At 72.9% G+C, this 24,785-nt stretch carries 24 protein-coding genes and 1 pseudogene; 4 read left to right on the forward strand and 21 right to left on the reverse strand.

The window, feature by feature from the left end; all coding sequences use genetic code 11:
• Window positions 1–164: 164 nt before the first annotated feature.
• The 3 genes from ACWDR7_RS11215 to ACWDR7_RS11225 are packed head-to-tail and all read left to right on the forward strand — an operon-like array spanning window position 165 to window position 2,220.
• Window positions 165–605: a MarR family winged helix-turn-helix transcriptional regulator gene (locus ACWDR7_RS11215; RefSeq protein ID WP_449854976.1), complete on the forward strand. Its 441-nt coding sequence runs from the start codon at window positions 165–167 to the stop codon at window positions 603–605.
• Window positions 602–1,837: an MFS transporter gene (locus ACWDR7_RS11220; RefSeq protein ID WP_449854977.1), complete on the forward strand. Its 1,236-nt coding sequence runs from the start codon at window positions 602–604 to the stop codon at window positions 1,835–1,837. Before ACWDR7_RS11215 ends, ACWDR7_RS11220 begins: the two co-directional genes overlap by 4 nt.
• Window positions 1,838–1,851: 14 nt before the next feature.
• Window positions 1,852–2,220 (forward strand): RNA-binding S4 domain-containing protein, encoded by a 369-nt coding sequence (locus tag ACWDR7_RS11225; protein WP_449854978.1) that lies wholly within the window; start codon window positions 1,852–1,854, stop codon window positions 2,218–2,220.
• 12 nt (window positions 2,221–2,232) lie between these two features.
• Here ACWDR7_RS11225 and ACWDR7_RS11230 read toward each other — a convergent pair.
• The 8 genes and pseudogenes from ACWDR7_RS11230 to ACWDR7_RS11265 all read right to left on the reverse strand — a co-directional run.
• Window positions 2,233–2,691 (reverse strand): annotated as a pseudogene (locus tag ACWDR7_RS11230) (NUDIX domain-containing protein); the annotation flags it as partial.
• A gap of 11 nt (window positions 2,692–2,702) precedes the next feature.
• On the reverse strand, window positions 2,703–4,229 hold the full coding sequence (gene der, locus ACWDR7_RS11235; protein ID WP_449854979.1) for a ribosome biogenesis GTPase Der: 1,527 nt from the start codon (window positions 4,227–4,229) through the stop codon (window positions 2,703–2,705).
• A complete protein-coding gene (cmk, locus tag ACWDR7_RS11240; protein ID WP_449854980.1) occupies window positions 4,219–4,905 on the reverse strand; it encodes a (d)CMP kinase in 687 nt (228 codons plus the stop codon). Before cmk ends, der begins: the two co-directional genes overlap by 11 nt.
• The gene (locus tag ACWDR7_RS11245; protein ID WP_449854981.1) at window positions 4,895–6,028 is read right to left on the reverse strand and encodes a prephenate dehydrogenase; all 1,134 of its coding nucleotides are present in this window, start codon (window positions 6,026–6,028) and stop codon (window positions 4,895–4,897) included. The genes cmk and ACWDR7_RS11245 overlap by 11 nt, the downstream gene beginning before the upstream one ends.
• A complete protein-coding gene (locus ACWDR7_RS11250) occupies window positions 6,025–6,831 on the reverse strand; it encodes a pseudouridine synthase (protein ID WP_449854982.1) in 807 nt (268 codons plus the stop codon). The genes ACWDR7_RS11245 and ACWDR7_RS11250 overlap by 4 nt, the downstream gene beginning before the upstream one ends.
• A gap of 115 nt (window positions 6,832–6,946) precedes the next feature.
• Complete coding sequence (gene scpB, locus ACWDR7_RS11255; RefSeq protein ID WP_449854983.1) at window positions 6,947–7,582, reverse strand: SMC-Scp complex subunit ScpB; 636 nt, start codon at window positions 7,580–7,582, stop codon at window positions 6,947–6,949.
• Window positions 7,572–8,435: a segregation and condensation protein A gene (locus tag ACWDR7_RS11260; RefSeq protein ID WP_449854984.1), complete on the reverse strand. Its 864-nt coding sequence runs from the start codon at window positions 8,433–8,435 to the stop codon at window positions 7,572–7,574. Before ACWDR7_RS11260 ends, scpB begins: the two co-directional genes overlap by 11 nt.
• Before the next feature lie 5 nt (window positions 8,436–8,440).
• Window positions 8,441–9,337: a ParA family protein gene (locus tag ACWDR7_RS11265; protein ID WP_449854985.1), complete on the reverse strand. Its 897-nt coding sequence runs from the start codon at window positions 9,335–9,337 to the stop codon at window positions 8,441–8,443.
• Window positions 9,338–9,504: 167 nt separating this feature from the next.
• Here ACWDR7_RS11265 and ACWDR7_RS11270 point away from each other — a divergent pair, with 167 nt between their 5' ends.
• Window positions 9,505–10,524, forward strand: coding sequence for a hypothetical protein (locus tag ACWDR7_RS11270; RefSeq protein ID WP_449854986.1), 1,020 nt, complete (start codon window positions 9,505–9,507; stop codon window positions 10,522–10,524).
• A gap of 78 nt (window positions 10,525–10,602) precedes the next feature.
• On the opposite strand, the gene ACWDR7_RS11275 is transcribed toward ACWDR7_RS11270, so the two are convergent.
• From ACWDR7_RS11275 to ACWDR7_RS11335, 13 genes are all read right to left on the reverse strand, one after another.
• Window positions 10,603–11,592 (reverse strand): AbaSI family restriction endonuclease, encoded by a 990-nt coding sequence (locus tag ACWDR7_RS11275; RefSeq protein WP_449854987.1) that lies wholly within the window; start codon window positions 11,590–11,592, stop codon window positions 10,603–10,605.
• On the reverse strand, window positions 11,582–12,934 hold the full coding sequence (locus tag ACWDR7_RS11280; protein WP_449854988.1) for a hypothetical protein: 1,353 nt from the start codon (window positions 12,932–12,934) through the stop codon (window positions 11,582–11,584). The genes ACWDR7_RS11275 and ACWDR7_RS11280 overlap by 11 nt, the downstream gene beginning before the upstream one ends.
• The gene (locus ACWDR7_RS11285) at window positions 12,931–13,227 is read right to left on the reverse strand and encodes a hypothetical protein (RefSeq protein WP_449854989.1); all 297 of its coding nucleotides are present in this window, start codon (window positions 13,225–13,227) and stop codon (window positions 12,931–12,933) included. Before ACWDR7_RS11285 ends, ACWDR7_RS11280 begins: the two co-directional genes overlap by 4 nt.
• Window positions 13,227–14,348 carry a hypothetical protein gene (locus ACWDR7_RS11290; protein ID WP_449854990.1) on the reverse strand — a complete coding sequence of 374 codons (1,122 nt, stop codon included), beginning with the start codon at window positions 14,346–14,348 and terminating at the stop codon, window positions 13,227–13,229. The genes ACWDR7_RS11285 and ACWDR7_RS11290 overlap by 1 nt, the downstream gene beginning before the upstream one ends.
• Window positions 14,349–14,575: 227 nt before the next feature.
• Window positions 14,576–15,478 carry a site-specific tyrosine recombinase XerD gene (gene xerD / locus ACWDR7_RS11295; RefSeq protein WP_449854991.1) on the reverse strand — a complete coding sequence of 301 codons (903 nt, stop codon included), beginning with the start codon at window positions 15,476–15,478 and terminating at the stop codon, window positions 14,576–14,578.
• On the reverse strand, window positions 15,478–16,047 hold the full coding sequence (locus ACWDR7_RS11300) for an NUDIX domain-containing protein (protein WP_449854992.1): 570 nt from the start codon (window positions 16,045–16,047) through the stop codon (window positions 15,478–15,480). The genes xerD and ACWDR7_RS11300 overlap by 1 nt, the downstream gene beginning before the upstream one ends.
• Before the next feature lies 1 nt (window position 16,048).
• A complete protein-coding gene (locus tag ACWDR7_RS11305; RefSeq protein ID WP_449854993.1) occupies window positions 16,049–17,755 on the reverse strand; it encodes a CTP synthase in 1,707 nt (568 codons plus the stop codon).
• A gap of 39 nt (window positions 17,756–17,794) precedes the next feature.
• Window positions 17,795–19,492 carry a DNA repair protein RecN gene (gene recN / locus ACWDR7_RS11310; protein ID WP_449854994.1) on the reverse strand — a complete coding sequence of 566 codons (1,698 nt, stop codon included), beginning with the start codon at window positions 19,490–19,492 and terminating at the stop codon, window positions 17,795–17,797.
• Window positions 19,489–20,493 carry an NAD kinase gene (locus ACWDR7_RS11315; RefSeq protein ID WP_449854995.1) on the reverse strand — a complete coding sequence of 335 codons (1,005 nt, stop codon included), beginning with the start codon at window positions 20,491–20,493 and terminating at the stop codon, window positions 19,489–19,491. The genes recN and ACWDR7_RS11315 overlap by 4 nt, the downstream gene beginning before the upstream one ends.
• Before the next feature lie 88 nt (window positions 20,494–20,581).
• Window positions 20,582–21,376, reverse strand: a complete 795-nt coding sequence (locus tag ACWDR7_RS11320) for a TlyA family RNA methyltransferase (protein WP_449854996.1) — start codon at window positions 21,374–21,376, stop codon at window positions 20,582–20,584.
• Complete coding sequence (locus tag ACWDR7_RS11325) at window positions 21,373–21,555, reverse strand: hypothetical protein (RefSeq protein WP_449854997.1); 183 nt, start codon at window positions 21,553–21,555, stop codon at window positions 21,373–21,375. The genes ACWDR7_RS11320 and ACWDR7_RS11325 overlap by 4 nt, the downstream gene beginning before the upstream one ends.
• A 9-nt stretch (window positions 21,556–21,564) precedes the next feature.
• A complete protein-coding gene (locus tag ACWDR7_RS11330; protein ID WP_449854998.1) occupies window positions 21,565–22,602 on the reverse strand; it encodes an HAD-IIA family hydrolase in 1,038 nt (345 codons plus the stop codon).
• Complete coding sequence (locus tag ACWDR7_RS11335; protein ID WP_449854999.1) at window positions 22,586–23,719, reverse strand: hypothetical protein; 1,134 nt, start codon at window positions 23,717–23,719, stop codon at window positions 22,586–22,588. Before ACWDR7_RS11335 ends, ACWDR7_RS11330 begins: the two co-directional genes overlap by 17 nt.
• Between the last annotated feature and the right edge of the window lie 1,066 nt (window positions 23,720–24,785).

Consider the following 24,785-nt stretch of genomic DNA (forward strand, 5'->3'; position numbering starts at 1 on the left):
CACCCAAGGCACCCGCCCCGCCGCCTGAGCTACGCGGACCTCTTGCGTGAGGCAAGCGTCAACCGCTCCCGGACCTATTGACATGAGGCAAGACGACCGGGGTGGGGAAAGTCCGCGTGCCGCCTCGCAGACCTCTTATATATCATGGGTATATATTCGAGTTCATGAGTCGTGCGGAGGATGTCGAAGCCCTGGTCATCGCGGCGCACCGCCTGACGCGGGTCGCCGCCCTCGACACCAACAGCCAGACCCCTGCCGCGCAGTGGCGGACGCTCGCGATCCTGCGCGATCACGGGCCGCAGCGGATCGGTGATCTCGCGCGCCTGAGCCGCGTCACGCAGCCCGGCATGACGCGTCTGATCGGCACGATGGCCGACCTCGGCCTCGTCGAGCGCACCGGCGATCCCGACGACTCGCGCGCCGTGCGCATCGGCGCGACCGACCGCGGCGTCGCCGCGTACGCCCAGTGGCGCGCCCACCTCGTCGACGCCATGCTGCCCCGCTTCGAGGGGCTCGCCGACGAGGACTGGGCCGCGATCCGGCGCGCCGCGGCCCTGCTGAACGAACGCGTGGCCCCCGAGGCCCGGAACGGAGTGAACGAATGACCGCCCATGCCCCCGCCGAGACGCCGATCTGGGAGCAGCCGCTGCCGGTCTGGGCGATCGCCTTCGCGAGCGTCATCGCGTTCATGGGCATCGGGCTGGTCGACCCCATCCTGCCCGCGATCGCGGAGCAGCTCGAGGCGACGCCCGTCGAGACGGAGCTGCTCTTCACGAGCTATCTCGCCATCACCGGCGTCATGATGCTCTTCACGAGCTGGGTGTCGAGCCGCATCGGCACGAAGCGCACGCTGCTGCTGGGCCTCGCCCTCGTGGTCGTCTTCGCCTTTCTCTGCGCGATCAGCGGATCCGTGGACGCCGTGATCGGCTTCCGCGCCGGCTGGGGCGTCGGCAACGCCCTGTTCGCCTCGACGGCCCTGGCGGCCATCGTCGGCGCGGCCTCCGGCGGATCGGGCGCGGCCATCATCCTGTACGAGGCCGCGCTGGGCCTCGGCATCGCGGTCGGCCCGCTGGTGGGCGGGCTCCTCGGGGAGGTGAGCTGGCGCGGTCCGTTCTTCGGCGTCGCGACGCTCATGGCCATCGCGTTCATCGCGATCATCGTGCTGCTGCGCGAGTCCGGCACGCGGCCGGCGCCCGTCGCCATGAGCGCCCCGTTCCGCGCCCTGCGGATCCCCTCGCTGGGCCTGCTCGCGATCGCCGCCCTGTTCTACAACATCGCGTTCTTCATCCTGCTCGCCTACTCCCCCTTCCCGCTCGGGTTCGGCGCCATGGAGATCGGCTGGACGTTCTTCGGGTGGGGCCTCGCGCTCGCGATCACGAGCGTGATCGTCGCGCCGATCCTCATCCGCCGCTGGGGTCGCCGTCGCACGCTCGTCGCGATGCTCGGTCTTCTGGCGATCGATCTCGTGGTCGCCGGCCTTCTCGTCGGCACCCCCGCGGCGCTCGTCACCTGCATCATCGTCGGCGGTCTGATCCTGGGCGTGTGCAACACCACCCTCACGGAGGCCGTCATGGAGGCCACGGACCTGCCCCGCCAGGTGGCATCGTCGGCGTACTCCGCGGTCCGGTTCCTGGGCGGCGCGGCCGCTCCGCCGCTGGCGGCCTGGCTCGGCCACGCGTTCTCCCCCACCGTGCCGTACGTCTTCGCCGCCGCCGCGTCGCTCGTCGCACTGATCGTGCTCGCCGTCTCGGGCCGCGCCCTCGCGGTGATCGATCGCGATCCCGAGCCGGCCGAGCTCGAGGAGGCCGAGGCCGTCACGGCGGGCGACGCGAGCTGACCTACGATGGCCGGATGACCGAATCCGTGCGACTGGACGTGTGGCTGTGGGCGGTGCGGGTGTACAAGACCCGCTCGCTCGCCACGACGGCCGTCCGCGGCGGCCACGTGCGCGTCAACGGCGACCCGGTGAAGGCCTCCTATGCGGTGAAGATCGGCGACGAGGTGCGCGTGCGCATCGCGGGGTTCGATCGCGTCCTCGGCGTGCGCGAGCTCCTGCTCAAGCGGGTCGGGGCTCCGGTCGCGGCCAAGGCCTACGAGGACCGCACGCCTCCCCCGCCGCCGCGCGAGTTCGTGGCGCCGATCGTCACGCGCGATCGCGGTGCCGGTCGGCCGACCAAGCGGGAACGGCGCGCGATCGATCAGCTCCGCGGCCGCGACTGACCGCCGCGGTCAGAGGCGCTCGCGCAGCCCCGGCCACGACGCCGCGAAACCCGGGTGCAGCGGGCGCTCGGCCACGTCGTCGATCGGCACCCACTCGAGCTCCAGACTCTCGGGGTCGCTGATCACCGGGTCGAAGGGTGCGACGACGTCCGCCACGACCGTCGTGTACGCCCAGACGCCCACGTCGAAGACGGAGGTGAACCGCACCGCGACCGCGTCGGTCGGCACACCGGCCTCCTCGAACGCCTCGCGCAGCGCGCCGTCGACCGCGGACTCGCCCTCGTGCAGCGCGCCGCCCGGGAGCGCCCAGGTGCCGCCATGGTGGCTCCAGCCCACCCGGTGCTGCAGCAGCACCCCCTTGGCCGGATCCACGGCGAGCAGCCCCGCCGCGCCGAACCGCCCCCAGAACCGCTCGCCCGTCGGCGCGTACACCCAGGCGTCGCCCGGGTCGCGCGGGGCGAGCGGATCCATCGGGGCCCGCGTCACTTGCGCTGCCGCCTCTCGCGCACACGCATGTTGATGACGATCGGCGTGCCCTCGAAGCCGTACAGCTCGCGCAGGCGGCGCTGCACGAAGCGGCGGTAGCCGGGGTCGAGGAAGCCGGTCGTGAAGAGCACGAACGTCGGCGGACGCGTGCCAGCCTGCGTGCCGAACAGGATGCGCGGCTGCTTGCCGCCCCGCAGCGGGTGCGGGTGCTCCTGCACGAGCTCGGTGATGAACGCGTTGAACTTGCCCGTCGGGATGCGCTGATCCCACGAGTCCAGCGCGGTCTCGAGCGCGGGCACGAGCTTGTCGAGGTGGCGGCCGGTCTTGGCCGAGATGTTCACGCGGGGCGCCCACGCCACGTGCGCGAGGTCCTGCTCGATCTCGCGCGCGAGCATGCGGCGCCGCTCGCCGCCGCGCGCGTCGTCGGCCAGCAGCTCGTCCCACTTGTTGAACGCGAGCACGAGCGCGCGGCCCGACTCGAGCACGAGGTCGATGATCCGCACGTCCTGCTCGCTGATCGGCTCGCTCACGTCGAGCACGACGACGGCCACCTCGGCCTTCTCGAGCGCGGCGGAGGTGCGCAGCGAGGCGTAGAAGTCGGCGCCCTGCGACAGGTGCACGCGCCGGCGGATGCCCGCCGTGTCGACGAGGCGCCACAGCTTGCCGCCGAGCTCGACGATCTCGTCCACGGGGTCGCGCGTGGTGCCCGCGAGGTCGTTGACGACCACGCGCTCCTCGCCGGCCGCCTTGTTCAGCAGCGACGACTTGCCCACGTTCGGGCGGCCGAGGATCGCGACGCGGCGCGGGCCGCCGATCTCGTGCTTCGCGACGGCCGAGACCTCGGGCAGCACCTTCATGACCGCATCCAGCAGGTCGGCCACGCCGCGGCCGTGGATCGCGGAGACGGGGTGCGGCTCGCCCAGACCGAGGCTCCACAGCGCGGCGGCCTCGGGCTCCTGGCGCGCGTCGTCGATCTTGTTGGCCACGAGGAACACCGGCTTGTCCGACTTGCGCAGCAGGCGCACGACGTGCTCGTCGGTCGAGGTCGCGCCCGTGATGGCGTCGACGACGAAGAGGATGACGTCGGCCAGGTCGATCGCGATCTCCGACTGCGCGGCCACCGAGCGGTCGATGCCCTTCGCGTCCGGCTCCCATCCGCCCGTGTCGACGAGCGAGAAGCGCCGGTCCATCCACTCGGCCTTGTAGGTGACGCGGTCGCGCGTGACGCCCGGCGTGTCCTCGACGACGGCCTCGCGGCGGCCGAGGATGCGGTTCACGAGCGCCGACTTGCCCACGTTGGGGCGGCCGACGATGGCCACCACGGGCAGGGCGGGCAGGTACTCGATGCCGTCCACGCCCGACTGCAGGCCCGCCAGCAGCGCGGCGTCCTCCTCGTCGAGGTCGTAGTCCTCGAGGCTCTGCCGCAGCGCGGCGGCGCGCGCCTCGACGAGCTCCTCGTCCAGCTCGGCCATGCGCTCGGCCAGGCGGTCGGGACCGCCCTCGTACTCTTCTTCAGCGGCCATGTCGGCCTCCCAGCTCTCGGTCGATCACCGTCAGCACGGCGTCGATGGACTGCTCGAAATCGAGCTCGCTCGTGTCGACGACGTCGACACCCGGATCGGCCTCGGCGAGCTCCAGCACATGGCTGTCGGACTCGTCGCGGCGCAGGATCGCCTCCTTGACCTCGGCGGCGTCGGCTCCCCACTCCAGCCCGCGCCGCTGCGCGCGCACCTCGGGCGAGGCCGTCATGAGGATCCGCACGGGCGCGTCGGGCGCCACCACGGAGGTGATGTCGCGGCCCTCGATGACCACGCCCTCGAGGCCCGACTCCCCCGCCAGTCGGCGGAAGATGGCGTTCAGGTAGGCGCGCACCTCGGGCACGCGCGTGAACCCCGAGATCGCGGCCGTCACCTCGGGGGTGCGGATGTCGCGGGTCACGTCGACGCCGCCCACCGTGACGGTGCGGTCGTCGGGCTCCAGGCCCAGGCGCAGGTCGAACGAGGTCAGCGCGGTGAGCACGGCGTCGGTGTCGGCGGTGTCGGCGCCGCGGCGCAGAACGTGCCACGACAGCGCGCGGTAGCCGGCGCCCGTGTCGAGGTAGCCGTAGCCGCGGCGGCGCGCGATCTCCTTCGAGACGCTCGACTTGCCGGATCCGGCCGGCCCGTCGATCGCGATGATGGGGGTCTGCTCAGTCGTCATCGGTGCTCGCGATCCGCCATCCGCGGGCCTCCAGGCCCTCCACGCACGCCTCCAGCGCCGACCGCTCGACGGCGATCTCGGCCAGGCCCAGCGGGGCGCCCGGCGAGTGCTCGAGGCGGAAGTCCTCCACGTTCACGCCCAGCTCGCCCAGGTCGCCGAACAGGCGCCCGAGCTGACCGGCGGTGTCGTCGATCATGACGACGAAGGTCGCGAAGGTGCGGCGCTGGCCGTGCTTGCCCGGCAGCCGCTCCACGCCCACGTTGCCGCGGCGGATCGCCTCGGCGATCGCGCGGCGCGATCCGGGCGCGTCGGTCTCGCGCAGCGCGGCCGACAGCGCGGTCAGGTCGGCGGCGAGCGCGTCGAGGATGTCCACGACGGGCGCCGCGTTCGCGTCGAGGATCTGCACCCACAGCTCGGGGGCGGAGTGGGCGATCCGCGTGGTGTCGCGCACGCCTTGGCCGGCGAGCTCGAGCGCCTCGTCCGGCGCGCCCACGAAGCGCGAGGCGAGAAGCGAAGCGACCACCTGCGGCACGTGCGAGACGAGCGCGACGGAGCGGTCGTGCTCCTCGGGGCTCATCTCGATCGGCACGGCGCCGAGGTCGAGCGCGAGCGACTCCAAGAGCGCCAGGTGGGCCGGGGCCGTCTCGCCGTCGCGGCAGATCACCCACGGGCGGCCCGTGAAGATGTCGGAGCGCGCCGAGATGGCGCCGCCCCGCTCGCGCCCCGCCATGGGGTGCGAGCCGATGTAGCGCGCCAGGTCGACGCCGCGGGCGCGCAGCTCGCGCAGCGGCTGCAGCTTGACGGAGGCGACGTCGGTGACGACCGCGTCCGGGTGCGCGCGCAGCTCGGCCTCGATCACGTCGGCCACGACGTCGGGCGGCACGCACACGACGACGAGCGAGGGCCGGTCGCCGGCGGCCGCGGCCCGGCCGGCGCCGTAGTCGACGGCGAGGCGCAGCTGCGAGGGCGAGGTGTCGGCCAGCGCCACGTCGACGCCCGCGCGCATGAGCGCGTGGCCGATACTGGCGCCGAGCAGGCCGGCACCGACGACGCGGACCGTGCCCGAGACGCGGGCGAGGCGGCCGGGCACCGTGCCGTCGGCACGCACACGCGTATCGCTCACTGCGTCCCCTCCCGATCGGCGTCGGTCTCGTGCTCGACGCCGGCAGGCGGAGCGTCCGGCGCCGTCCGCGAGAGCGTCAGCAGCGCGCCGAGTTCCACCCTAGTCAACTCACGCGCGCGGCCCACTGGGAGGGTTCCCAGGTGCAGGGGCCCGAACTGGCGCCGCACGAGCTCCGTCACGGGGTGGCCGACCTCGGCCATCATGCGGCGCACGATGCGGTTGCGGCCCGAGTGCAGCGTCAGCTCCACGAGGCTCGACCCGGCCGAGGCGTCGAGCAGCCGGGCCTTGTCGGCCTGGATCGGTCCGTCCTCCAGCTCGACCCCGCGCGTCAGCCGCGCGATCGTCTGCGCCGTGACGCCGCCGCGCACCTTCGCGATGTACACCTTCGTCACGCCGAACGAGGGGTGCGCGAGCACCTGCGCCAGCGGGCCGTCGTTCGTGAGCACGAGCAGCCCGCTCGTGTCGGCGTCGAGGCGCCCCACGTTGAACAGCCGCTCGGGCCAGTCCTTCGTGAAGCGGCGCAGGTCGGGCCGCCCGCGGTCGTCGCGCATGGAGCTGATGACGCCGGTGGGCTTGTTGAGCATGACGTAGCGCTTGGACGCGTCGAGCTGCACGGCCGTGCCGTCGACGTCGACGAGGTCGCGCTCGGGGTCGATCCGGGTGCCCAGCTCGGTGACGACCGCGCCGTTCACGCGCACCCGGCCCTCGACGATGAGCTGCTCGGAGACGCGCCGCGACGCGACCCCGGCGTTCGCGAGCACCTTCTGCAGCCGGGTGCCCTCATCGGAGGCGTTGTGATCCATCCCTCAAGGATCCCAGACCGGGACGATCCGCGAGAATCCACCCGCGCGCCGAGAATCCCGGGGCCCACGGATTCTCGGCGCGGCGATGGATTCTCGCCGGGAGACGGGCGGCGGATCAGACGATGTCGTCGAAGCCGTCGGCTCCGTCGTCGAGCAGGGGCGAGATCGGGGGCAGCTCGTCGAGCGAGTTGATGCCCAGCTGCTGCAGCAGCAGATCGGTCGTGCCGTAGTTGATGGCGCCCGTCTCGGGATCGGTGAAAAGCTCGGTGATGAGGCCGCGGGCCAGCAGCGTGCGCACGACCGAGTCGACGTTCACGGCGCGGATCGACGCGACCTGCGAGCGCGACACGGGCTGCTTGTAGGCGATGACCGCGAGCGTCTCGAGCGCCGCCTGCGACAGCCGCGCGGGCGCCTGGCCGCCGATGTGCTCGGCGACGAGGGCGTCGAACTCGTCGCGCACGTACATGCGCCAGCCGCCTCCCACCTCGCGCAGCTCGAAGCCGCGGCGGCGCCCGCCGTCGGCCCCGTCGTAGTCGGCGACGAGCGCCTCGAGCGCCTGGCGCACGGCGGCCACGGGCGCGCCGACCGCCGTGGCGAGGGCGACGAGGCTGAGCGGCTCGTCGGCGATCAGCAGGATCGCCTCGAGCCGCTGCGGCACCGTGCCCACCGGCTCAGGCCGGCTCGCCTCGGTAGCCGGGGCGTCGCCCGGCACGGCCGCCTCGCCGGCGCCGGTCGCGTTCTCATCGGTCATAGTCGGCCCCCAGGGTCGCCAGCGTTTCCTCGGACCAGTGCTCGGCCGTCCAGCGCAGCGTGAGCTCGCCGAGCGGCTCGAGCTGCTCGAACGAGATCGCCGCGTGCCGGTACAGCTCCAGCACCGAGATGAATCGGGCCACGACGACGCCGGCCTGCGTGACGCCGGCGATCAGCTCGCGGAACGTGAGCGTCTCGGCGCTGCGCAGCGTCGAGACGACGATCGCGGCCTGCTCGCGGATGCTCACGAGCGGCGCGTGCAGGTGATCCAGCCCCACCGTCGGGATGTCGCGCGGCGTCATGGCGAGGATCGCGAGCGCCGCGAAGTCGTCGGGCGAGAGCGTCCACACGAGCTCGGGCGTGCGGGCGCGGTACTTCGGGTCCAGCGGCACGCTGCGCGCGTGGCGGCCCTCCTCGGCCCGCAGCCGCTGCGCGAACCACGCCGACGCCTCCTTGAACGCGCGGTACTGCAGCAGGCGCGCGAACAGCAGGTCGCGGGCCTCCAGCAGCGCCACCGACTCGGCGTCGACGAGCTCGCCCTGCGGCAGCAGCCCGGCCACCTTCATGTCGAGCAGCGTCGCGGCGACGACGAGGAACTCGCTGGCCTGGTCCAGCTCCTCCCCCGAGTCGAGGTCGCGCAGGTAGGCGATGAACTCGTCGGTCACCTTGCTGAGGGCGATCTCGGTGATGTCCATCTCGTGCTTCGAGATGAGCTGCAGCAGCAGATCGAAGGGCCCGTCGAAGTTCGACAGCGACACGCGGAACGACCGCTCGTCCGCGGCGCCCGCCTCGGTCGGCGTGCCCTCGGCGGCCGGGCCGTCCCCGTCCGGATCGGGCTGGCCGGGACCGGTCATGGCCACTACGCCACGGCGCCGCGCGCCACGAGCTCCCGCGCGAGCCGCAGGTACGCCTGGGCCGCCGGGTGCTCCGGCGCGTACTCGGTGATCGGCTGCCCGGCCACCGACGCGTCGGGGAACTTCACCGTGCGGCCGATGACGGTCTCGAACACCTTGTCGCCGAAGGTCTCGACGATCCGCTCGAGCACCTCGCGCGAGTGCAGGGTGCGCGGGTCGTACATGGTCGCGAGCAGGCCGTCGAGATCGAGCGCGGGGTTGAGGCGGTCCTTGACCTTCTCGATCGTCTCGATGAGCAGGGCCACGCCGCGCAGCGCGAAGAACTCGCACTCGAGCGGGATGAGCACGCCGTGCGCGGCCGTGAGCGCGTTGACGGTGAGCAGGCCGAGCGAGGGCTGGCAGTCGATGAGGATGACGTCGTAGTCGGCCGCGACGCGGCGCAGCACGTGCGAGAGGATGCTCTCGCGCGCCACCTCGTTGACGAGGTGCACCTCGGCCGCCGACAGGTCGATGTTGGCGGGGATGAGGTCGAGGCCCTCGGTGGCCGTCTGCACGATCGCCTCGCGCGGGTCGCGCTTGGTGTCGAGCAGCAGGTCGTAGATGGTGGGCACGTCGTGCGTCGGCACGCCCAGGCCCGCCGACAGCGCGCCCTGCGGGTCGAAGTCGATCGCGAGCACCTTGCGGCCGTAGTCGGCCAGCGACGCGGCCAGGTTGATCGACGTCGTGGTCTTGCCGACGCCGCCCTTCTGGTTGCACAGCGCGATGATGCGCGCGGGGCCGTGCCGATCGAGCTTCGGAGGCGTCGGGAAGCCCTGGTACGGACGTCCCGTCGGTCCGAGCACGGGCTCGTCCTTCGTGGAGGTCTTGGCCTTCTCCGTCACCGATGCTCCTGCCGTCGACATGCTTGGTCGATTCTAGCGACGCGCGCCCGCGATCCCGCCGACCGGCCCCGGCGATCCGGATCCGCGCGCGAGCGCGACAGGATACCGATCTACCGGCCGATCGCGCGCGAAAGCCGTAACTACCCACCGCTATGCTCGGGAACCGCGGAGAGATGGGGGTGCCCGCGATGAGTCAGACGAAGGACGATCCGACCGCCGCCACGCGCGCCATGGCGCAGCTCTCGAACGACCTGCAGGCGCTGCGCGTGCGCGCCGGCGACATCTCGTACGGCGAGATCGCGGCACGGATCACCCGCATGCGCGAGGAGAAGGGCATCGCCCCGGCGTCCGCGCACATCGCCCGCTCGACGGTGTACGACGCCTTCCGGCCGGAGCGCAGGCGCCTGAACCCCAGCCTCGTCGCGGAGATCGTGGCCGCCCTGGGAGGGGACGCGAGCGAGGCCGAGCGCTGGCGCGAGCGGTGCATCGCGGCACGGACGGCCGAGAGGCCGCCGGCCGAAATCGCCGAGCAGCCGGCACCTGCCGCGCCGGCGGCGCCCGCGGCGCGGCCCGCAGGACGGCGCTGGCCGACCCTCCCGCCACCCCGCCCCGAGCTGCCGCTCGCGGCCGCGCTGTTCGTCGCCTGCATCGGCGTCAACCTCGTCGGCGGCGTGTTCGTCGCCAACTTCGACCTCCCGATCTGGCTGGACATGGCGGGCACGGCCATCATCGCGGTGTGCATCGGCCCCTGGGCCGCCGTCGCGCTCGCCGCCGTCACGCTCGTCCTCACCCCGGGCACGCTGCTGCCCCTGGCCGCCGAGGGGCTGCCGTTCGGGCTCGTCTCGGTCGTGGGCGCGCTGGTGTGGGGGTACGGCGTGCACCAATGGGGCCTGGGACGCACCGCGTCGCGCTTCCTCGTGCTGAACCTCCTCGCGGCCGTGAGCTGCACGCTCACGTCGCTTCCGATCACGGTGCTGCAGTACGACGGGCGGACGAATCACCTCGTCACGACCACGCTGTTCGAGCGCCTGCATGCGGCGGGCGCGAGCGCGTGGGAGGCGGCGCTCGTGTCGAACATCGGCTCCTCCGTCGCCGACAAGCTCATCTCGGGCGGCATCGCCCTGCTCGTGGCGCTGCTGCTGTCGCGCCATGCCGATGCGGCCGGCCGTTCCCTCACGTCACTCGACGGACTTCCCGGCCGCGACTGACGCCAGACCGAACCGCTCGCACGCGATCCGGATGCCGCGGGCATCGGCACCGCGAAGGGCGGGCGCGCGCTTGCCCCCTCAGCGAAAGTCGGGGCCTCCCTCGCGAGCGCGCTCTGCCGCGAGGTCGACGGTGTCGGCGACGCGCACGTATCGCGTACGGCCTCCCCCGGATTCCGCCTGCGTGAAGACGCCTGCGAAGTTGTAGTAGACGCCGCCGAACTGCTCGTCCTCGGTGTGGGCGAACACGAGCCGACGATCGCCCGGCCGCGGGTCGTTGCGGGTGACCCGCGACGGGCCTCCGCCCTCCGGGCGCTTGTCCGTCTCGACGATCTCGGTGCCGTCGGACGAGAGGACATTCGACCAGAGGGCGTTGTCGTAGAACTTCGGCCACCACAGGATGGTGTCGGCGCTGACGCGCCACACCGCCTTCATCTGGTTGGGCCGCACCCCGAACAGCGCTCCGACATCCGCTCGGGTACGCAGCTCCGTGCGATCGTCCACGCTGACGGTGCCGCGTTCCCGCCAGTAGTCGACGCTCGCGCGCCGGCCGAACACGAACGGCTCGAAGGTCCCTTCCGCGACCTTCGTCTTCTTCATCGACGTGATCCGAGCGACGACGCGATCGATCTGCTCGTTGAACTGCGCCATCGTCTGACCGGCGACCTTGAGGCGCACAGGTTCCGCCGGCGCGTGGATCATGGACGACTGGCGGGTGGCCAGCGCCTTTCGAAGGTCCTCGGTGCGCTTGCGGTCCGCGCGTTCCTGCTCTTCACCGTCGTGGTACGGCTCGTCGATCTCGACGAAGAGGTTGAACTGAGGGAAGTACACGTCCATCAGCGCCCGCTTCCCGTCGGGACGGCGCACGAGCTGCTGCGTGACGAACTCGATCTGCGGGTCGTTCAGCAGGTGGAAGATGCGCGAGGTGGCGTACACCTCGTAGATCTTGTGCCCGGCCTTGCGCAGTCGGTTCGCCGTCCAGGCCAGGTCCGCCGCCGGCGGCGCGGTCTGCTGCGCCTCCTCACCCTCAGACGGGACAGGAACGGGCGTGATGGCGTGGTCAAGAGACATTGTCGATGCCTTTCGGTGCGATGGACGGTGTCAAGACTGCGGGACTCGACGCGGGTCGATCCGGGAGGTATTCGCCGATGCTCTTCCGGAACTTCTGCGCGAGCTGCTCCGGTTCACCGCTGAGGGGAACAAGCAAGTCCTTCAGCTCACTCAGGCGCTTCTGTCTGGATGAGCCCTTCCATGCCCCGTCGAACTGCAGGAACTGCGGGATCTCCTCGGTACGGCCGCTGCCGCCCAGCCACAGCACATGCGGGTCGTTGTCGACCTCAGTGTTGTAGAAGAAGATCGACTGCTGCAGCCGGGATACGCGGAGCTTCAGCAGCCCCGTTTTCCGCAGCTCAGGCACCAGCGGATAGCGCTCGTCGGGCACGATCGCTTCCGGCGTCTTGCCCACCAACGCCGCCGCGATTCTGCGAATCCGTTCCTGCGTGACGGGGTTCGCCGGTCGCGCCTGCCGGGGAGCTTTCACGAGCGGGCGCCAGACCTTCGCGTGTTCCTCGAACTCCAGGTTCCATCGTCGCTCGTTCCACTCCTGGTCGCTGCCCTCCCTGAACCGGCTCAGCGTGTCGCCTGTCTCACGCCGCCAGCGCTGCCCGCCAAGAGCGAAGCGCAGCTCGTCGAGCTCGAAGTACGGCTGCACTTCGCCGCGGTCGTCTACCTCGGGAGGGTGCACTCGGAGCGCATACTCGGTGAGATCGCCCCCCTTGACCGAGGGGAGCCAGACACGAAGCTGACCCGCCGCATCCACCGGCACGGGAGCCGGCCAGCCACCGTTGACGTCTTCAGGTTGCGCGTCCTCATCCGCGACGCCCCGGTCGAGCTGCAGGAACCAGGTTCCCGGGGGGACTACCTTCTCCCGATTCCTCATGCGGCGCTCTCCGCGCGAGCCCGACAGCGTCACCTTCACGACGAGGTCGACGTCGCGCACGAGCGATCCGGTGCCGTTCGTCACCACCACGCCCAGATGGGAGGTATCCGAGGGGTTGTTCCGCGGAGTCTCGGCGATCCACGCGACCAGGCCGTTGGCGTGGGACTCCTTGTCGGCGTCTTCGCGCTCATTCCGTTCGCGGTCTATGCGGCGCCCTTCTGCGAAGGCGATCGCGATCGTGGCGCCGAGCGCTGCCGTGCTGAGGATCGGGCCCAGGAGGCCGCCGAATGTGTCACCGATTGGGCCGGTCCGCTCCATCCAGTTTGGCTTGCCAGCTGCCTGGATGGCCGCTACCACGGCAAGAACGATCGAGAAGACGAACACCGCGGCGAGGACGGCTCCGGCGACGAGCACCACCCACCGCCACGCCCCGACCTTGCCCGGAACCCGCTTCTCAGCGCTGTGTGTGCTCATCGTGCGCCTCCGATACTCCCGTAGACGACCGCGTGCGCCGCCAGAGGCGTCGTGCACTCCGTGGGGTGGGCCTCGACGAGGCGCGCGAGCGCCAGCGCGTAGTGGCGAGGGCAGTAGACGGCCGCCTCAGCCTCGTGCGTGTGGTCTCCGTGCCGTTCCTCGGCGCCGACGATGCGGTAGCCGGGCACCGCGGTGCACACGCTCTCGTCCCACTGGCACCCGCGCGGGCGATCCCCCTCGAACCCGTCGAGCGGGATCGTGACATCGTCATCGATCGTGATCCCCGTGGACATCAGTTCGCCTCCTTCGCCAGCGCCGCGCGCAGCGCCTGCTCAGCGCGCGCGATCCCCTCGTTCAGCTCCTCATCGGTGAGCACGACGTCGTCATCCAGCCAGCGCCCCCAGCGGCGCTCGAAGCCTGCGCGATCGCGATGATGCTTCTCACGCTCCAGAGACGGGTGGACGCTGATGACCACCATGGCTCCGTCGTCGTCCGTCTCGATCAGCAGGTTGGCGGCACCCGCCGGAACCGGGACGGCGATGTCGGTGCCGATGATCCCGAGGATCAGCCAGCCATCCGGGTCCGGGCACGGCACAGCACCGCCTGTGAGCGTGGCCTGGGCACGAACGTCTCCCCATGCCTGCACGAACCTCGCGTTCATTCCCATACGGGTGGCGCCCGACATCCGCAGCTCCGCCCGGGGACGCGGCGCGATCTCCGCAACCGGCGAATCAAGCCATTCGGCGGAGTCGAGGTTCGTCGCCACCGCGATGGGCGCGTAGCCGACGACCTCGTCGTCGACGACGGCCTGCAGCAGCATGCCGTCGCGCATCTCGCCCGGCACATAGGGGAAGTCGGTCAGCACGAGCGCCTCGAGCCGCACCTGCGTCTTCGCCAGCGCCTCGTCGATCCATGCCTGCACGTCGGCGAGCGAGCCGAACGTCGAGACGGCCACCTCGTGCTGCTCGTACGCGGAGATGCCGTGCTCGACGCGCGTCACGACGTCGTCGAGCGCAGCCCCGCCCCAGCGCCGCTCGTGCCGCTGGGCCACGGCCCAGGCGGCATCCTCCATGCAGATCGCGTCATACCAGTCCTGCACCGGAGCCGGCTCGCCGAGGGTGCGACGGAACGGATCCAGCAGCGGCCGCAGGCCGGCCAGGGCGTCGGCGCTCGGGGCATCGTGATCGTCGCGGATCCCGCACCGCACCGGGCAGGTGTCGAGGTCCTCCCCCGTCCCGGGGCGACCCCAGACGACGTACTGCACGTCCTGCCCTTCGGCCGTGTGGGCGCGGGCCGTCCAGCCCCGCACCGGCCCCGAGGCGAAGGGCACGAAGTCGCTCGGCAGGAGCGAGGTGCCGTAGGCGGGCTCGCCGAGGCGGGTGAGGTAGTTCACGATGCTGGGTGGCGCACTCATCCCGCTCAGGCTAGGAGGCCCGCCCGGGCGCGCAGCGCCCGGGCGGGCCTCGCTCGGACGTTCCCGCACGATTCCGGACGAGCCCGGTCGCGGCGGTGCTGCTATCGGGCACCGTGCCGGAGGGCACAGAAGGCGACGGGACTACCGGGCCCGCGGGTGACTCGTCGCGTACACGTCGCGCCGCGTGCGCAGCACGCCGTGCCCGGAGGGCACAGAAGGCGACGGGACTACCGGGCCCGCGGGTGACTCGTCGCGTAGACGTCGCGCAGCGTGTCGACCGTGACGTGCGTGTAGACCTGCGTCGTGGCGACGGAGGCGTGGCCGAGCAGCTCCTGCACGACGCGCACGTCGGCGCCGCCCTGCAGCAGGTGGGTGGCGAACGAGTGGCGCAGGGTGTGCGGCGAGACGTGGGCGCTCAGCTGCGCCCGCTCGGCGGCCGCCTGGATGACCAGCCACGCGCTCTGGCGCGACAGGGGCGCGCCGCGCGCGCCGAGGAAGAGCTTCGGCGAGGCCCGCCCTCGCGTGGCGAGATCGGGCCGTACGCGCGTGAGGTACGCGTCGACCGCCGCGCGGGCGTACGAGCCGACGGGCACGATCCGCTCCTTCGAGCCCTTGCCGCGCAGGCGCACGACGTCGCCGTGCGCGAGGTCGTCCACGTCGAGGCCGATCGCCTCCGAGACGCGGGCGCCCGTCGCGTAGAGCAGTTCCAGCAGCGCGCGGTCGCGGATGCCGAGCGGCTCGTCGGGCGGCGGCGCCTGCAGCAGGCGCTCCACCTGGTCGATCGAGAGCGCCTTCGGCAGGCGCCGCGGCTGCTTGGGCGGCCGTAGCCGCTGGGCGGGGTCGTCGGCCGCGTGCCCCTCGCGCGCCAGGAAGCGGTGCAGCCCGCGCACCGAGGACTGCAGCCGCGCGAGCGACGAGGCGGCCGGCGGCGGATCGGCGGAGGCCCGCTCGGCGGCGAACTCCGCCACGATCGCCGCCGTGACCGCGTCGGTGTCGGCGATCCCCCGCTCGGCCAGCCACTCCCCGTAGCCGGCGAGGTCGCGCCGGTACGCCGCGACGGTGTGATCGCTCAGGCCGCGCTCGATCGTGACGTGCCTGAGGTAGGCGTCGATCGCGCGCTCGACGCGCATCAGGCCTCGCGCGAGCGGATCCGATCGGCCGCCAGCAGCACGCCGAGCGCGAGGGTGGCGTTGCCGAAACGGCCCTCGCGGACGGCGCGCAGCGCCTCCTCGAGCGGCACCCACTCGAGCCGCATGTCGGACTCCTCGTCCTCGCGGGCGAACGCCTCGGCCGTGGGCGTGAGGCCCGTCGCGAGATACAGCTCGATGCGCTCGGCGCTGCTGCCCGGGCTGAGCGCGAAGGTGCCGAGCCGCTCCCAGCGCTCGGCCGTGAGATCCGCCTCCTCCGCGAGCTCCCGCTGTGCGCCGGCGAGGTGGTCCTCCCCCGCGACATCGTGCAGGCCCGCAGGGATCTCCCACTCGCGCGACGCGATCGGGTGACGGTACTGCTGGATCAGCAGCACGCGCTCTGCGTCGTCGATGGCGACGATCGCCGATGCACCGGGATGAGCGATGTAGTGGCGCACGAGCTCGCGGCCGTTGTAGTCGATCCGGTCCTCGACGACGTCCCACACGCGCCCGCGGTACCCCACGGCGGAGTCGAGGACGCGGATGTCCCCCGGCTCGTCGTGCAGCTCCACGTCAGGCCTCGACCCCGGCCTCGACGTCGTCGACCTCGAACAGCTCGCTCGCGCGGTGCCGCTCGAGCGCCGCCGCCACGAGGCCGCGGAACAGCGGGTGCGGATCGGTCGGGCGCGAGCGCAGCTCCGGGTGCGCCTGCGTGGCGATGTAGTACGGGTGCACGTCGCGCGGCAGCTCGACGAACTCGACGAGGTCCAGGTCGGGGTTCAGCCCCGAGAAGACCATGCCGGCCTCGGCGATGCGGTCGCGGTAGGCGTTGTTCACCTCGTAGCGGTGGCGGTGGCGCTCCTGCACCTCGGTCGCGCCGTACAGCTCCGCGGCGAGCGAGCCCTCCGCGAGGCGCGCGGGGTACAGGCCCAGGCGCATCGTGCCGCCCAGGTCGCCGCCCTCGAGGATCTCGACCTGCTCCGCCATGGTCGCGATGACGGCGGCGGGCGTCTCGGGGTCGAACTCGCTCGACGAGGCGCCGTCGATCCCGGCCACGTTGCGCGCGTACTCGATGACCATGCACTGCAGGCCCAGGCATAGGCCGAGCGTGGGGATGCCCTGCTCGCGGGCGAACCGCAGCGCGCCGAGCTTGCCCTCGATGCCGCGGATGCCGAAGCCGCCGGGGATGCAGATGCCGTCGAGCTCGGCGAGGTGCTCGCGCGCGCCGTCCGGCGTCTCGCACAGGTCGGAGGGGATCCAGCGGATGTTGACCTTGGACTCCTGCGCGAAGCCGCCGGCCTTGATCGCCTCGGTCACCGAGAGATAGGCGTCGGGAAGGTCGATGTACTTGCCGACGAGGCCGATCGTGACCTCGTGCTTGGGGTTGTGCACCGCCTGCAGCACGCGGTCCCAGCGCGTCCAGTCCACCTCGGCGGCCTTCGTGAGGCCCAGCCGGCGCACGATGTACGTGTCCAGGCCCTGGTCGTTGAGGGTCGACGGGATGTCGTAGATGCTCGGCAGGTCGACGGTGTTGACGACGCCCTCGGTCTCGACGTCGCACATCAGCGCGATCTTGCGCATGTTCGCCTCGGTCACGGGGCGGTCGCTGCGCAGCACGAGCGCGTCGGGCTGGATGCCGACCTGGCGGAGGGCGGCCACGGAGTGCTGCGTGGGCTTGGTCTTCTGCTCCCCCGACGCGCCCATGAACGGCACGAGCGAGACGTGCACGAAGAAGACGTTGTCGCGCCCGAGCTCGTGGCGCAGCTGGCGCGCGGCCTCGAGGAACGGCTGCGACTCGATGTCGCCGACGGTGCCGCCCACCTCGGTGATGATCACATCGGGCTGCGGGTCGGCCTCGGCCTGCAGCCGCATGCGGCGCTTGATCTCGTCGGTGATGTGCGGGATCACCTGCACGGTGTCGCCCAGGTACTCGCCGCGGCGCTCGCGCGCGATGACCTGCGAGTAGATCTGGCCGGTCGTCACGTTCGCGGCCTGGCTCAGGTTGACGTCGAGAAAGCGCTCGTAGTGCCCGATGTCCAGGTCGGTCTCGGCGCCGTCGTCGGTCACGAAGACCTCGCCGTGCTGGAACGGGTTCATCGTGCCCGGATCGACGTTCAGATACGGGTCGAGCTTCTGCATCACGACGTGCAGTCCGCGTGCGGTCAGGAGATTGCCGAGACTCGCGGCCGTGAGCCCCTTACCGAGGGAGGAGACGACACCGCCCGTCACGAAGATCTGCTTGGTCGTCGTACCCGAGGTGCCCTCAGAAGTGGTCTGCATCACGGGCTTCTATCCTAACAGTCGAGGTGAGGGTGGGGTTCATCGCGACACCCGCGCGTCCGCCATCGCCAGCAGCTCGCGAGCGTGCGTGAGGGCGGCGTCCGAGTCGGACATGCCCGAGAGCAGGCGGGCCATCTCGGCTTCGCGCTCCGCGCCCTCGAGCGCCCGGACGCTCGAGGTGGTGACGGTGCCGTCGCTCGCCTTGACCACGCTGAGGTGGTTGTTCGCGAAGGCCGCGACCTGCGCGAGGTGGGTCACGGCGATCACCTGGGAGGTCTCCGCGAGTTTGGCCAGGCGCCTGCCCACCTCGATTGCCGCGGCGCCGCCGATGCCGGCGTCGACCTCGTCGAAGACGAACGTGGGGACGGGATCGGTCGCGGCGATGACGACCTCGATCGCGAGCATCACGCGGCTGAGCTCGCCGCCCGAGGCGCCCTTCGCCACGGGCCGCGGCTCGGCGCCGGGGTGCGGGGCCAGCAGGAACGCCACATCGTCGCGGCCGTGCGCGGCCTCGGCGCCCTCGCGCACCGCGACCGTGACGGCGGCGTCGGGCATCGCGAGCGCGTGCAGCTCCTCGGTCGCGGCCGCGGAGAGCCGGGCGGCCGCATCGGTGCGGGCCGCCGTCAGCTCCGCCGCGCGGGCGTCCAGCTCCGCGCGGGCCTCGTCGCGCTGCACCGCGAGCCGCTCGATCCGGTCGCCGTCGTCGTCCAGCTCCGCCAGGCGCGCCGATCCGGTCTCGAGCAGCGCGATCGCCGCGTCGAGCGATCCGTGTGCCCGCACGAGCGACGCCACGGCCGCGCGGCGCTCCTCCACGGCCGCGAGCTCCAGCGGGCCGGACTCGTCGAGGTCGGCGAGGAAGCCCGACAGCTCGACGGCGAGGTCGGCCGCGCGGTAGCCGAGGTCGGCGAGCTGCTCGGCGATCGCGCCGAGCGTCGGGTCGCCCGCGCGCTCGAGCGCGCGCCGCGCCTCCGCCAGGATCGACGCCACATCGGGCGCGCCCTCCTCGCTCGACAGGCCCTCGCGCGCGAGCGCCGCCGCCGCGCGCAGCTCCTCGGCGTTCGCGAGCCGCTCCGCGCGCTCGGCGAGCGCCGCGTCCTCGCCGGGCTCCGGCGCGATCTGCTCGATCTCGGCGAGCGTCTGCCGCAGCGCCTCGGCCTCGGCCGCGCGGGCGTCGCGCTCGGTCGTGAGCGTGGTCAGCTCGCGGTCGATGGCCCGCCACGCGTCGAAGGCCCCGCGGTACGCCGCGAGCGCGGCGCCCACGGCCTCGCCCCCGAAGCGGTCGAGCGCGTCGCGCTGGGCGGCCGCCGACTTCAGGCGCAGCTGCTCGGACTGGCCGTGCACGGCCACGAGGTGCTCGGCGAGGTCGGCGAGCACGCCCGCCGGGGCCGTGCGGCCTCCCACGCCCGCGCGGCTGCGGCCCTCGGCCGAGAGGCTGCGCGAGAGGTAGAGCTCGGCGCGCCCCTCCCCGATCGGCTCGAGGTCGCCGCCGGCCTCGCGCACGCGCTCGGCCACGGCGCCGTGCTCCGGCACGATCCAGACGCCCTCGACCGACGCCTGGGGCGCACCGGCGCGCACGGCGCCGGAATCGGCGCGCGCGCCGAGCAGCAGGCCGAGGCCCGTCACGACCATCGTCTTGCCGGCACCCGTCTCGCCCGTCACGGCGGTGAAGCCCGGCCCGAACGGCAGGGCGGCCTCGGCGATCACGCCGAGGTCGCGCAGGCGCATCTCCTCGATCACCGCTCGGCACCTCCCGGCATTGCGCTCGCGACGGGATCCGCGACATCCGCGTCGTCGTGCAGCGGCACGACACTCACGGCGTCGGTCATCATCGTGCCCGTGGGGCCGCGCCAGCCGTGCACGGGCAGCTGGAACTTGCGCACGAGCCGGTCGGTGAAGGCCGCGGGGTGCAGCCGCGCGAGGCGGACGGGCCGCTCCGAGCGCCGGACCGTGACGCGTGCGCCGGCGGGCAGCGGGTGCGAGCGGCGGCCGTCGCACCACAGCTCGCCCGACCCGGCGATCCCACCCTTCACCTCGAGGGCGACCGTGTGCTCGGGGCCGACGACGAGGGGGCGCGCGAACAGCGCGTGGGCCGAGACGGGGACGACGGCGATGGCCTGCACGGTGGGCCAGATCACCGGGCCTCCCGCGGAGAACGCGTAGGCGGTCGATCCCGTCGGCGTGGCGACGACGCACCCGTCGGCGCCGAAGCTCGACAGCGGGCGCCCGTCGACCTCGAGGACCACCTCGATCATGCGCCCGGGCATGTCCTTCTCGATCGACGCCTCGTTCAGCGCCCACGTCTCGAACACGATCTCGCCGCGGCGGTCGCGCACCCTCACGTCGAGCGCGAGCCGCTCCTCCACGTCGTAGTCGCCGGCGATGGCGCGCCGCACGGCCTCGTCCATGTCGTCGCGCTCGATCTCGGCCAGGAAGCCGACGTGGCCCATGTTGATGCCCAGCACGGGAGCGGTGCCCTCGCGCACGAGCTCGGCGGCGCGCAGGATGGTGCCGTCGCCACCCAGGACGATGGCGAGGTCGACGTCGGCGAGCGCCACGTCCTGCCCCAGCGCCGCGACCTCCGCGAACGCCGGCACGACGGCCGCGAGCTCGGCGCGGTCCTGCGGGTCGAGCACCGGCACGGCACCGGACCGGCGGAGCGCGTCGACCACGCTCATCGCCGCCTCGACGGTGTCGTCGCGGTGCGCATGCGCGACGACGAGGATCCTGCGCTCTGTCATGGTCCTCCCCCGCTAGCCATTCCATCCATTCTGTCGGATCGACGGGTGCCCGCGGCGCCCATCCACAGGCGGGTCGCGCCGGCCGCCGTCAGCCCCGCGCGGCGGCCTCGACGGCGCCGGCCCACGCGTCGGGCCGCCGACCGCGCCCGGGCGCGAGGTGCACGAGCAGCTCGCGGTTGCCGCGCGATCCGGCGATCGGCGAGGGCAGCACGCCGAGGCACCCGAGGCCGGCGTCCTGCGCGCTCCACAGCACGTCGAGCGCCGCCGTCACGCGCGCGCCGGCGTCGGTGACGATCCCCTCGCGCACGCCGCCGCGGCCCACCTCGAACTGCGGCTTCACGAGCAGGACGATGTCGGCGTCGGCCGCGGCGACCCGCGCGACGGCGGGCAGGACGTGCGTGAGCGAGATGAACGACAGATCGCCGGTGATCACGCCGGGGGCCTGCGCGACGCCGCCGGCCTCGGCGAGCGCCTCGGGCGTCATGTAGCGCACGTTGAAGCCCTCCACCGGGCGCACCGCCGGATCGGCCGCCACCTCGGGCGCGAGCTGCCCGTGCCCCACGTCGACCGCGATGACCGGATCGGCGCCGCGCTCGCGCAGCACCTGCGTGAACCCGCCCGTCGAGGCGCCCATGTCGAGCGCCACCCGGCCCGACACGTCGAGCCCGAACCCGTCGAGCGCGGCGAGGAGCTTGTGCGCCCCGCGGCTGACGTAGTGGTCGGTCGCGACGCGGATCTCGGCCGCGTCGTCGACGCGCGCCGACGGCTTCGTCACCACACGGCCGGCGACCGCGACGCGCCCCTGCGCGATCAGCGCCGCGGCGTGGGTGCGCGATCGGGCCAGGCCCCGCGCGGCCAGCGCCGCGTCGAGGCGCTCGCTCACCGCTGCTCGCCGCGCGTCTCGGGAGCTGCCTCGCCCGGTGCCGACTCGAGGCGGCGCGCGAGCTCGTCGTGCAGGGCCGCGTACGCCGCGGCGCGCTGCGCGAGCGGCTGCTGCTCGACCACCCGCACGCGGCTGACGAGGCCCTCGCCCGTCTCGTCCTCGGGGATCACGCTGTCCATGCCCCCACGCTACCTCTGGCGGTGGAAGGGATCGGCGTAGAGCCGCTCGGGCACGCGGAATCCGAAGATCTGCCTGCCCGTGGTCCAGATCGCGTGCGCGCCCGCGCGCAGCAGATCGATGTCGCTGCCCTCCGAGAGGATCTCGATGTCCGGCCCGCTGACGCGCACCCTGGCGTCGCGCACTGTGGTGACATCGCCCTTCTGCTTCACGACCGGGTAGGGCTCGAACAGCTCGCGCAGGTCGCTCAGGATGTACGTCGGGCGCGAGTGCGCCGGCGCGGCCAGGATGTGCTTGGGCCGGTCGATCCCCGTCAGCACCACGGCGGAGTCGATGCCCGCGGCCTGCGCGCCCTGGATGTCGGTGTCGAGGCGATCGCCCAGGAACAGCGGCTTGGCGGCGCCGAAGCGGGCGACGGCCTCGTGGAAGATCGGCGCCTCGGGCTTGCCCGCGACCGTCGCGAGGCGGCCGACCGCGGTGTGCACGGCGGAGACGAGCGTGCCGTTGCCCGGCGCGATGCCGCGCGCCTGCGGGATCGTCCAGTCCGTGTTGGTGGCGATCCAGGGGATGCCGCCGTCCTCCTCGGGCGTCGCGAGCGCGTACGCGGCCTCGGCGAGCTGGGTCCATCCCACGTCGGGCGCGAAGCCCTGCACGACGGCGGCCGGAGCATCCTCGGCGCTGCGCGTGACCACGTAGCCGGCCTTCTCGAGCTCGACGACGAGGCCCTCGCCGCCGACCACGAGCACGGTCGCGCCCGGTGCGACCTTCTCGCCGAGCAGCCGAACGGCCGCCTGCGGGCTCGTGACAACTTCCTCGGGGCGCGTGGGCAGCCCGAGGCCCGTGAGATGCGCGGCGACGGTGGCGTCGGTGCGCGAGGCGTTGTTGGTGATGTACCCCAGCCGGCGCCCCTCGCCGGCCGCGCGCGTCAGGCTCTCGACGGCGTGCGGCAGCGGACCGGGGCCCGCGTAGACGACGCCATCGAGATCCGCGAGCACCACGTCGACGCCGTCGAGCGGTGCCGCCTCGGTCTTCTTAGCGAACAGCGCCATCGGTGCCGTCAGCCTCCTCGTCCTCGGTCTGCGGGTTCGTGTGCGGGTTCTCACCGGCGTCGATCACGCCGGCCTCGGCGAGGATCTGGTCGACCTCGTCCTCGATCGTGAAGCTCTCGTCGGCGGGCTCGCCCTTGCCGTCGTGCTCGGCCTCGTCGTCGTGCTCGTCGGCGAGGGGCTCCTCCGACGACTCGTCCTCGGACGGCTCGGCATCCGAGTCGAGGTCGGCGGGCTCCGCGTCCGCCGCGTCGGGACCGGCCGGCTCGTCCGCGTCGGCGTGCTCATCCGCGTCCCACTGCTCGTCGGCGTCCGTGTGCTCGGCCTCGTGGTCGAACTCCGGCTCGATCTCCTCCACCTCGTCCACGAGGATCTCGTCGCCCTGCGCCAGGTCCTGGTCGATGGCGTCCGCCGCGATCTCGGCGCGCGCGTGCCATTCGGCCGCCTCGTCGTCGCGCCCGAGATCCTCGAGCACGGCCGCGCGCGCGGCGAACAGGCCGGGGCTCCACCGGAACGCGCGATCGGGATCGGCCTCGGGCACGTCCAGCTCCGCGAGCGCGAGCTCGGTCTGACCGAGGTCGAGGCGCGCGCCCGACAGGGCGATCGCCAGCTCGACGCGCTGCTCGACCGAGAGCACGTCGCGGTCGGCGGCGCGCCCCTCCTCCAGCGCCTTCTCGGGGCGGCCGACGCCGCGCTCGCTGTCGACGATCATGGCGACGTGGTCGTTGCGGCCCGTGATGCGGCGCAGCGTGCGCAGCTCGCGCAGCGCGAGGGCGAAGTCACCCAGCGTGTAGGCGGTGACCGCCAGCGTCTCGCGTGCCAGGGCGACGCGGCCCGCGTGACGGACCGCCGCGAGGGCGTGCTCGTGGGCCAGCTGCGGGTCGTCGTCGATCAGGCGCGCCGCCATGACGATGTGCCGTGCCACGCGGTCGGCGTTCTCCTTGCTCAGCGTCTTGAGCTCGTTCTGCTGACCGTGCAGATCCTTGGGCGTGACGTCGTCGGGCAGCTCCGGATCGGGAATGCGCGGCGCGCGGTCCTCGTCGCGGTCGCGACGCGCGCCGGTGGCGCGCTCGTCGCGGTCCTCCCAGCGGCGCGGTGCCTCGCGGTCGTCGCGGGGCACGCGAGCGCCGCGGCGGTCGCCGGAGGGACGACGGTCGCGGGAATCTCCCTCGTACCGGCGCGGGCGGTCGCCTTCGTCGCGGCGCGGACGGTAGCCGGCGCGATCCTGCCGCGGGCGGTACCCGTCGCGATCGTCGCGAGGACGATACCCGCCACGATCGTCGCGCGGACGCGAGCCATCCCGGTCCTCGCGGGGGCGGTAGCCGTCCCCGTCGCGGCGCGGGCGGAACCCGCCGTCGCGAGCCGCGCGGTCGCCGTCACGGCGCGGACGGTCGTCGCGGTCCTGGCGTGGACGCGAGGGTCCCGCGTCACGCTGCGGGCGGTAGCCGCCCTCGGCGCGGGGCGGGCGGAAGCCCCCGTCGCGAGCCGGGCGATCGCCGTCCCGGCGCGGACGGTGGTTCTCGTCACGGCGCGGGCGGTATGCGTCGCGGGACGAGCCCGCGCGGTTGCCGTCGCGGGCGGAACCCGAGCGCTGCCCGTCGTGACCCTGACCGGAGCGGTAGCCATCGCGGTCCTGCCGCGGACGGTAGCCGTCGCCCTCGCGACGGGGACGGTACTCCCCTTCGCCACGCGGACGGTAACCGCCATCGCGCGCAGAGCGACCGCCCTCACCGCGAGAGCGCGAGTCGTCGCGGTCCTGGCGCGGGCGGTAGCCGTCACCCTGCCGACGAGAACGATCGTCGCCGGCCCGAGGCGGCCGCTGACCGTCGCGGGCAGCGGGGCGAGCGCCCTCGCGGTAGGGCCTCGACCCGCGGTCGTCCTGGCGGCCCGATCGGTCGTCGCGACGGGGCTCGCCGCGATCCGCTCGCGCGGCATCGCGGCCGCGCGAGTCGTCGCGACGGAATCCACCCTGCGGTGAGCGGCGGGGGCCGTCCCTGTGATCGCGCGGATCCCGCTTGTCAGCGTCGTCAGCCATTGTCCCCGTCCCTCTTCTACGGCGTCGAAGCACCGTACCGCTGTTGGATTGTGATTGTCGTGTAAACGACGGAAGGCCGCCCAGCGTTGGGCGGCCTTCCGGTGAAGTGGTGTCCGGCGGTGTCCTACTCTCCCACAGGGTCCCCCCTGCA

The organism is Microbacterium sp. NPDC003461, from assembly GCF_053588335.1.

Excerpts from the sequence above, each read along its gene's own strand:
- ACWDR7_RS11215 (WP_449854976.1), top strand. The coding sequence starts at position 165 with ATGAGTCGTGCGGAGGATGTCGAAGCCCTGGTCATCGCGGCGCACCGC.
- ACWDR7_RS11220 (WP_449854977.1), top strand. The coding sequence starts at position 602 with ATGACCGCCCATGCCCCCGCCGAGACGCCGATCTGGGAGCAGCCGCTG.
- ACWDR7_RS11225 (WP_449854978.1), top strand. The coding sequence starts at position 1,852 with ATGACCGAATCCGTGCGACTGGACGTGTGGCTGTGGGCGGTGCGGGTG.
- der (WP_449854979.1), bottom strand. The coding sequence starts at position 4,229 with ATGGCCGCTGAAGAAGAGTACGAGGGCGGTCCCGACCGCCTGGCCGAG.
- cmk (WP_449854980.1), bottom strand. The coding sequence starts at position 4,905 with ATGACGACTGAGCAGACCCCCATCATCGCGATCGACGGGCCGGCCGGA.
- ACWDR7_RS11250 (WP_449854982.1), bottom strand. The coding sequence starts at position 6,831 with ATGGATCACAACGCCTCCGATGAGGGCACCCGGCTGCAGAAGGTGCTC.
- scpB (WP_449854983.1), bottom strand. The coding sequence starts at position 7,582 with ATGACCGATGAGAACGCGACCGGCGCCGGCGAGGCGGCCGTGCCGGGC.
- ACWDR7_RS11260 (WP_449854984.1), bottom strand. The coding sequence starts at position 8,435 with ATGACCGGTCCCGGCCAGCCCGATCCGGACGGGGACGGCCCGGCCGCC.
- ACWDR7_RS11265 (WP_449854985.1), bottom strand. The coding sequence starts at position 9,337 with ATGTCGACGGCAGGAGCATCGGTGACGGAGAAGGCCAAGACCTCCACG.
- ACWDR7_RS11270 (WP_449854986.1), top strand. The coding sequence starts at position 9,505 with ATGAGTCAGACGAAGGACGATCCGACCGCCGCCACGCGCGCCATGGCG.
- ACWDR7_RS11275 (WP_449854987.1), bottom strand. The coding sequence starts at position 11,592 with ATGTCTCTTGACCACGCCATCACGCCCGTTCCTGTCCCGTCTGAGGGT.
- ACWDR7_RS11280 (WP_449854988.1), bottom strand. The coding sequence starts at position 12,934 with ATGAGCACACACAGCGCTGAGAAGCGGGTTCCGGGCAAGGTCGGGGCG.
- ACWDR7_RS11285 (WP_449854989.1), bottom strand. The coding sequence starts at position 13,227 with ATGTCCACGGGGATCACGATCGATGACGATGTCACGATCCCGCTCGAC.
- ACWDR7_RS11290 (WP_449854990.1), bottom strand. The coding sequence starts at position 14,348 with ATGAGTGCGCCACCCAGCATCGTGAACTACCTCACCCGCCTCGGCGAG.
- xerD (WP_449854991.1), bottom strand. The coding sequence starts at position 15,478 with ATGCGCGTCGAGCGCGCGATCGACGCCTACCTCAGGCACGTCACGATC.
- ACWDR7_RS11305 (WP_449854993.1), bottom strand. The coding sequence starts at position 17,755 with ATGCAGACCACTTCTGAGGGCACCTCGGGTACGACGACCAAGCAGATC.
- ACWDR7_RS11315 (WP_449854995.1), bottom strand. The coding sequence starts at position 20,493 with ATGACAGAGCGCAGGATCCTCGTCGTCGCGCATGCGCACCGCGACGAC.
- ACWDR7_RS11325 (WP_449854997.1), bottom strand. The coding sequence starts at position 21,555 with ATGGACAGCGTGATCCCCGAGGACGAGACGGGCGAGGGCCTCGTCAGC.
- ACWDR7_RS11330 (WP_449854998.1), bottom strand. The coding sequence starts at position 22,602 with ATGGCGCTGTTCGCTAAGAAGACCGAGGCGGCACCGCTCGACGGCGTC.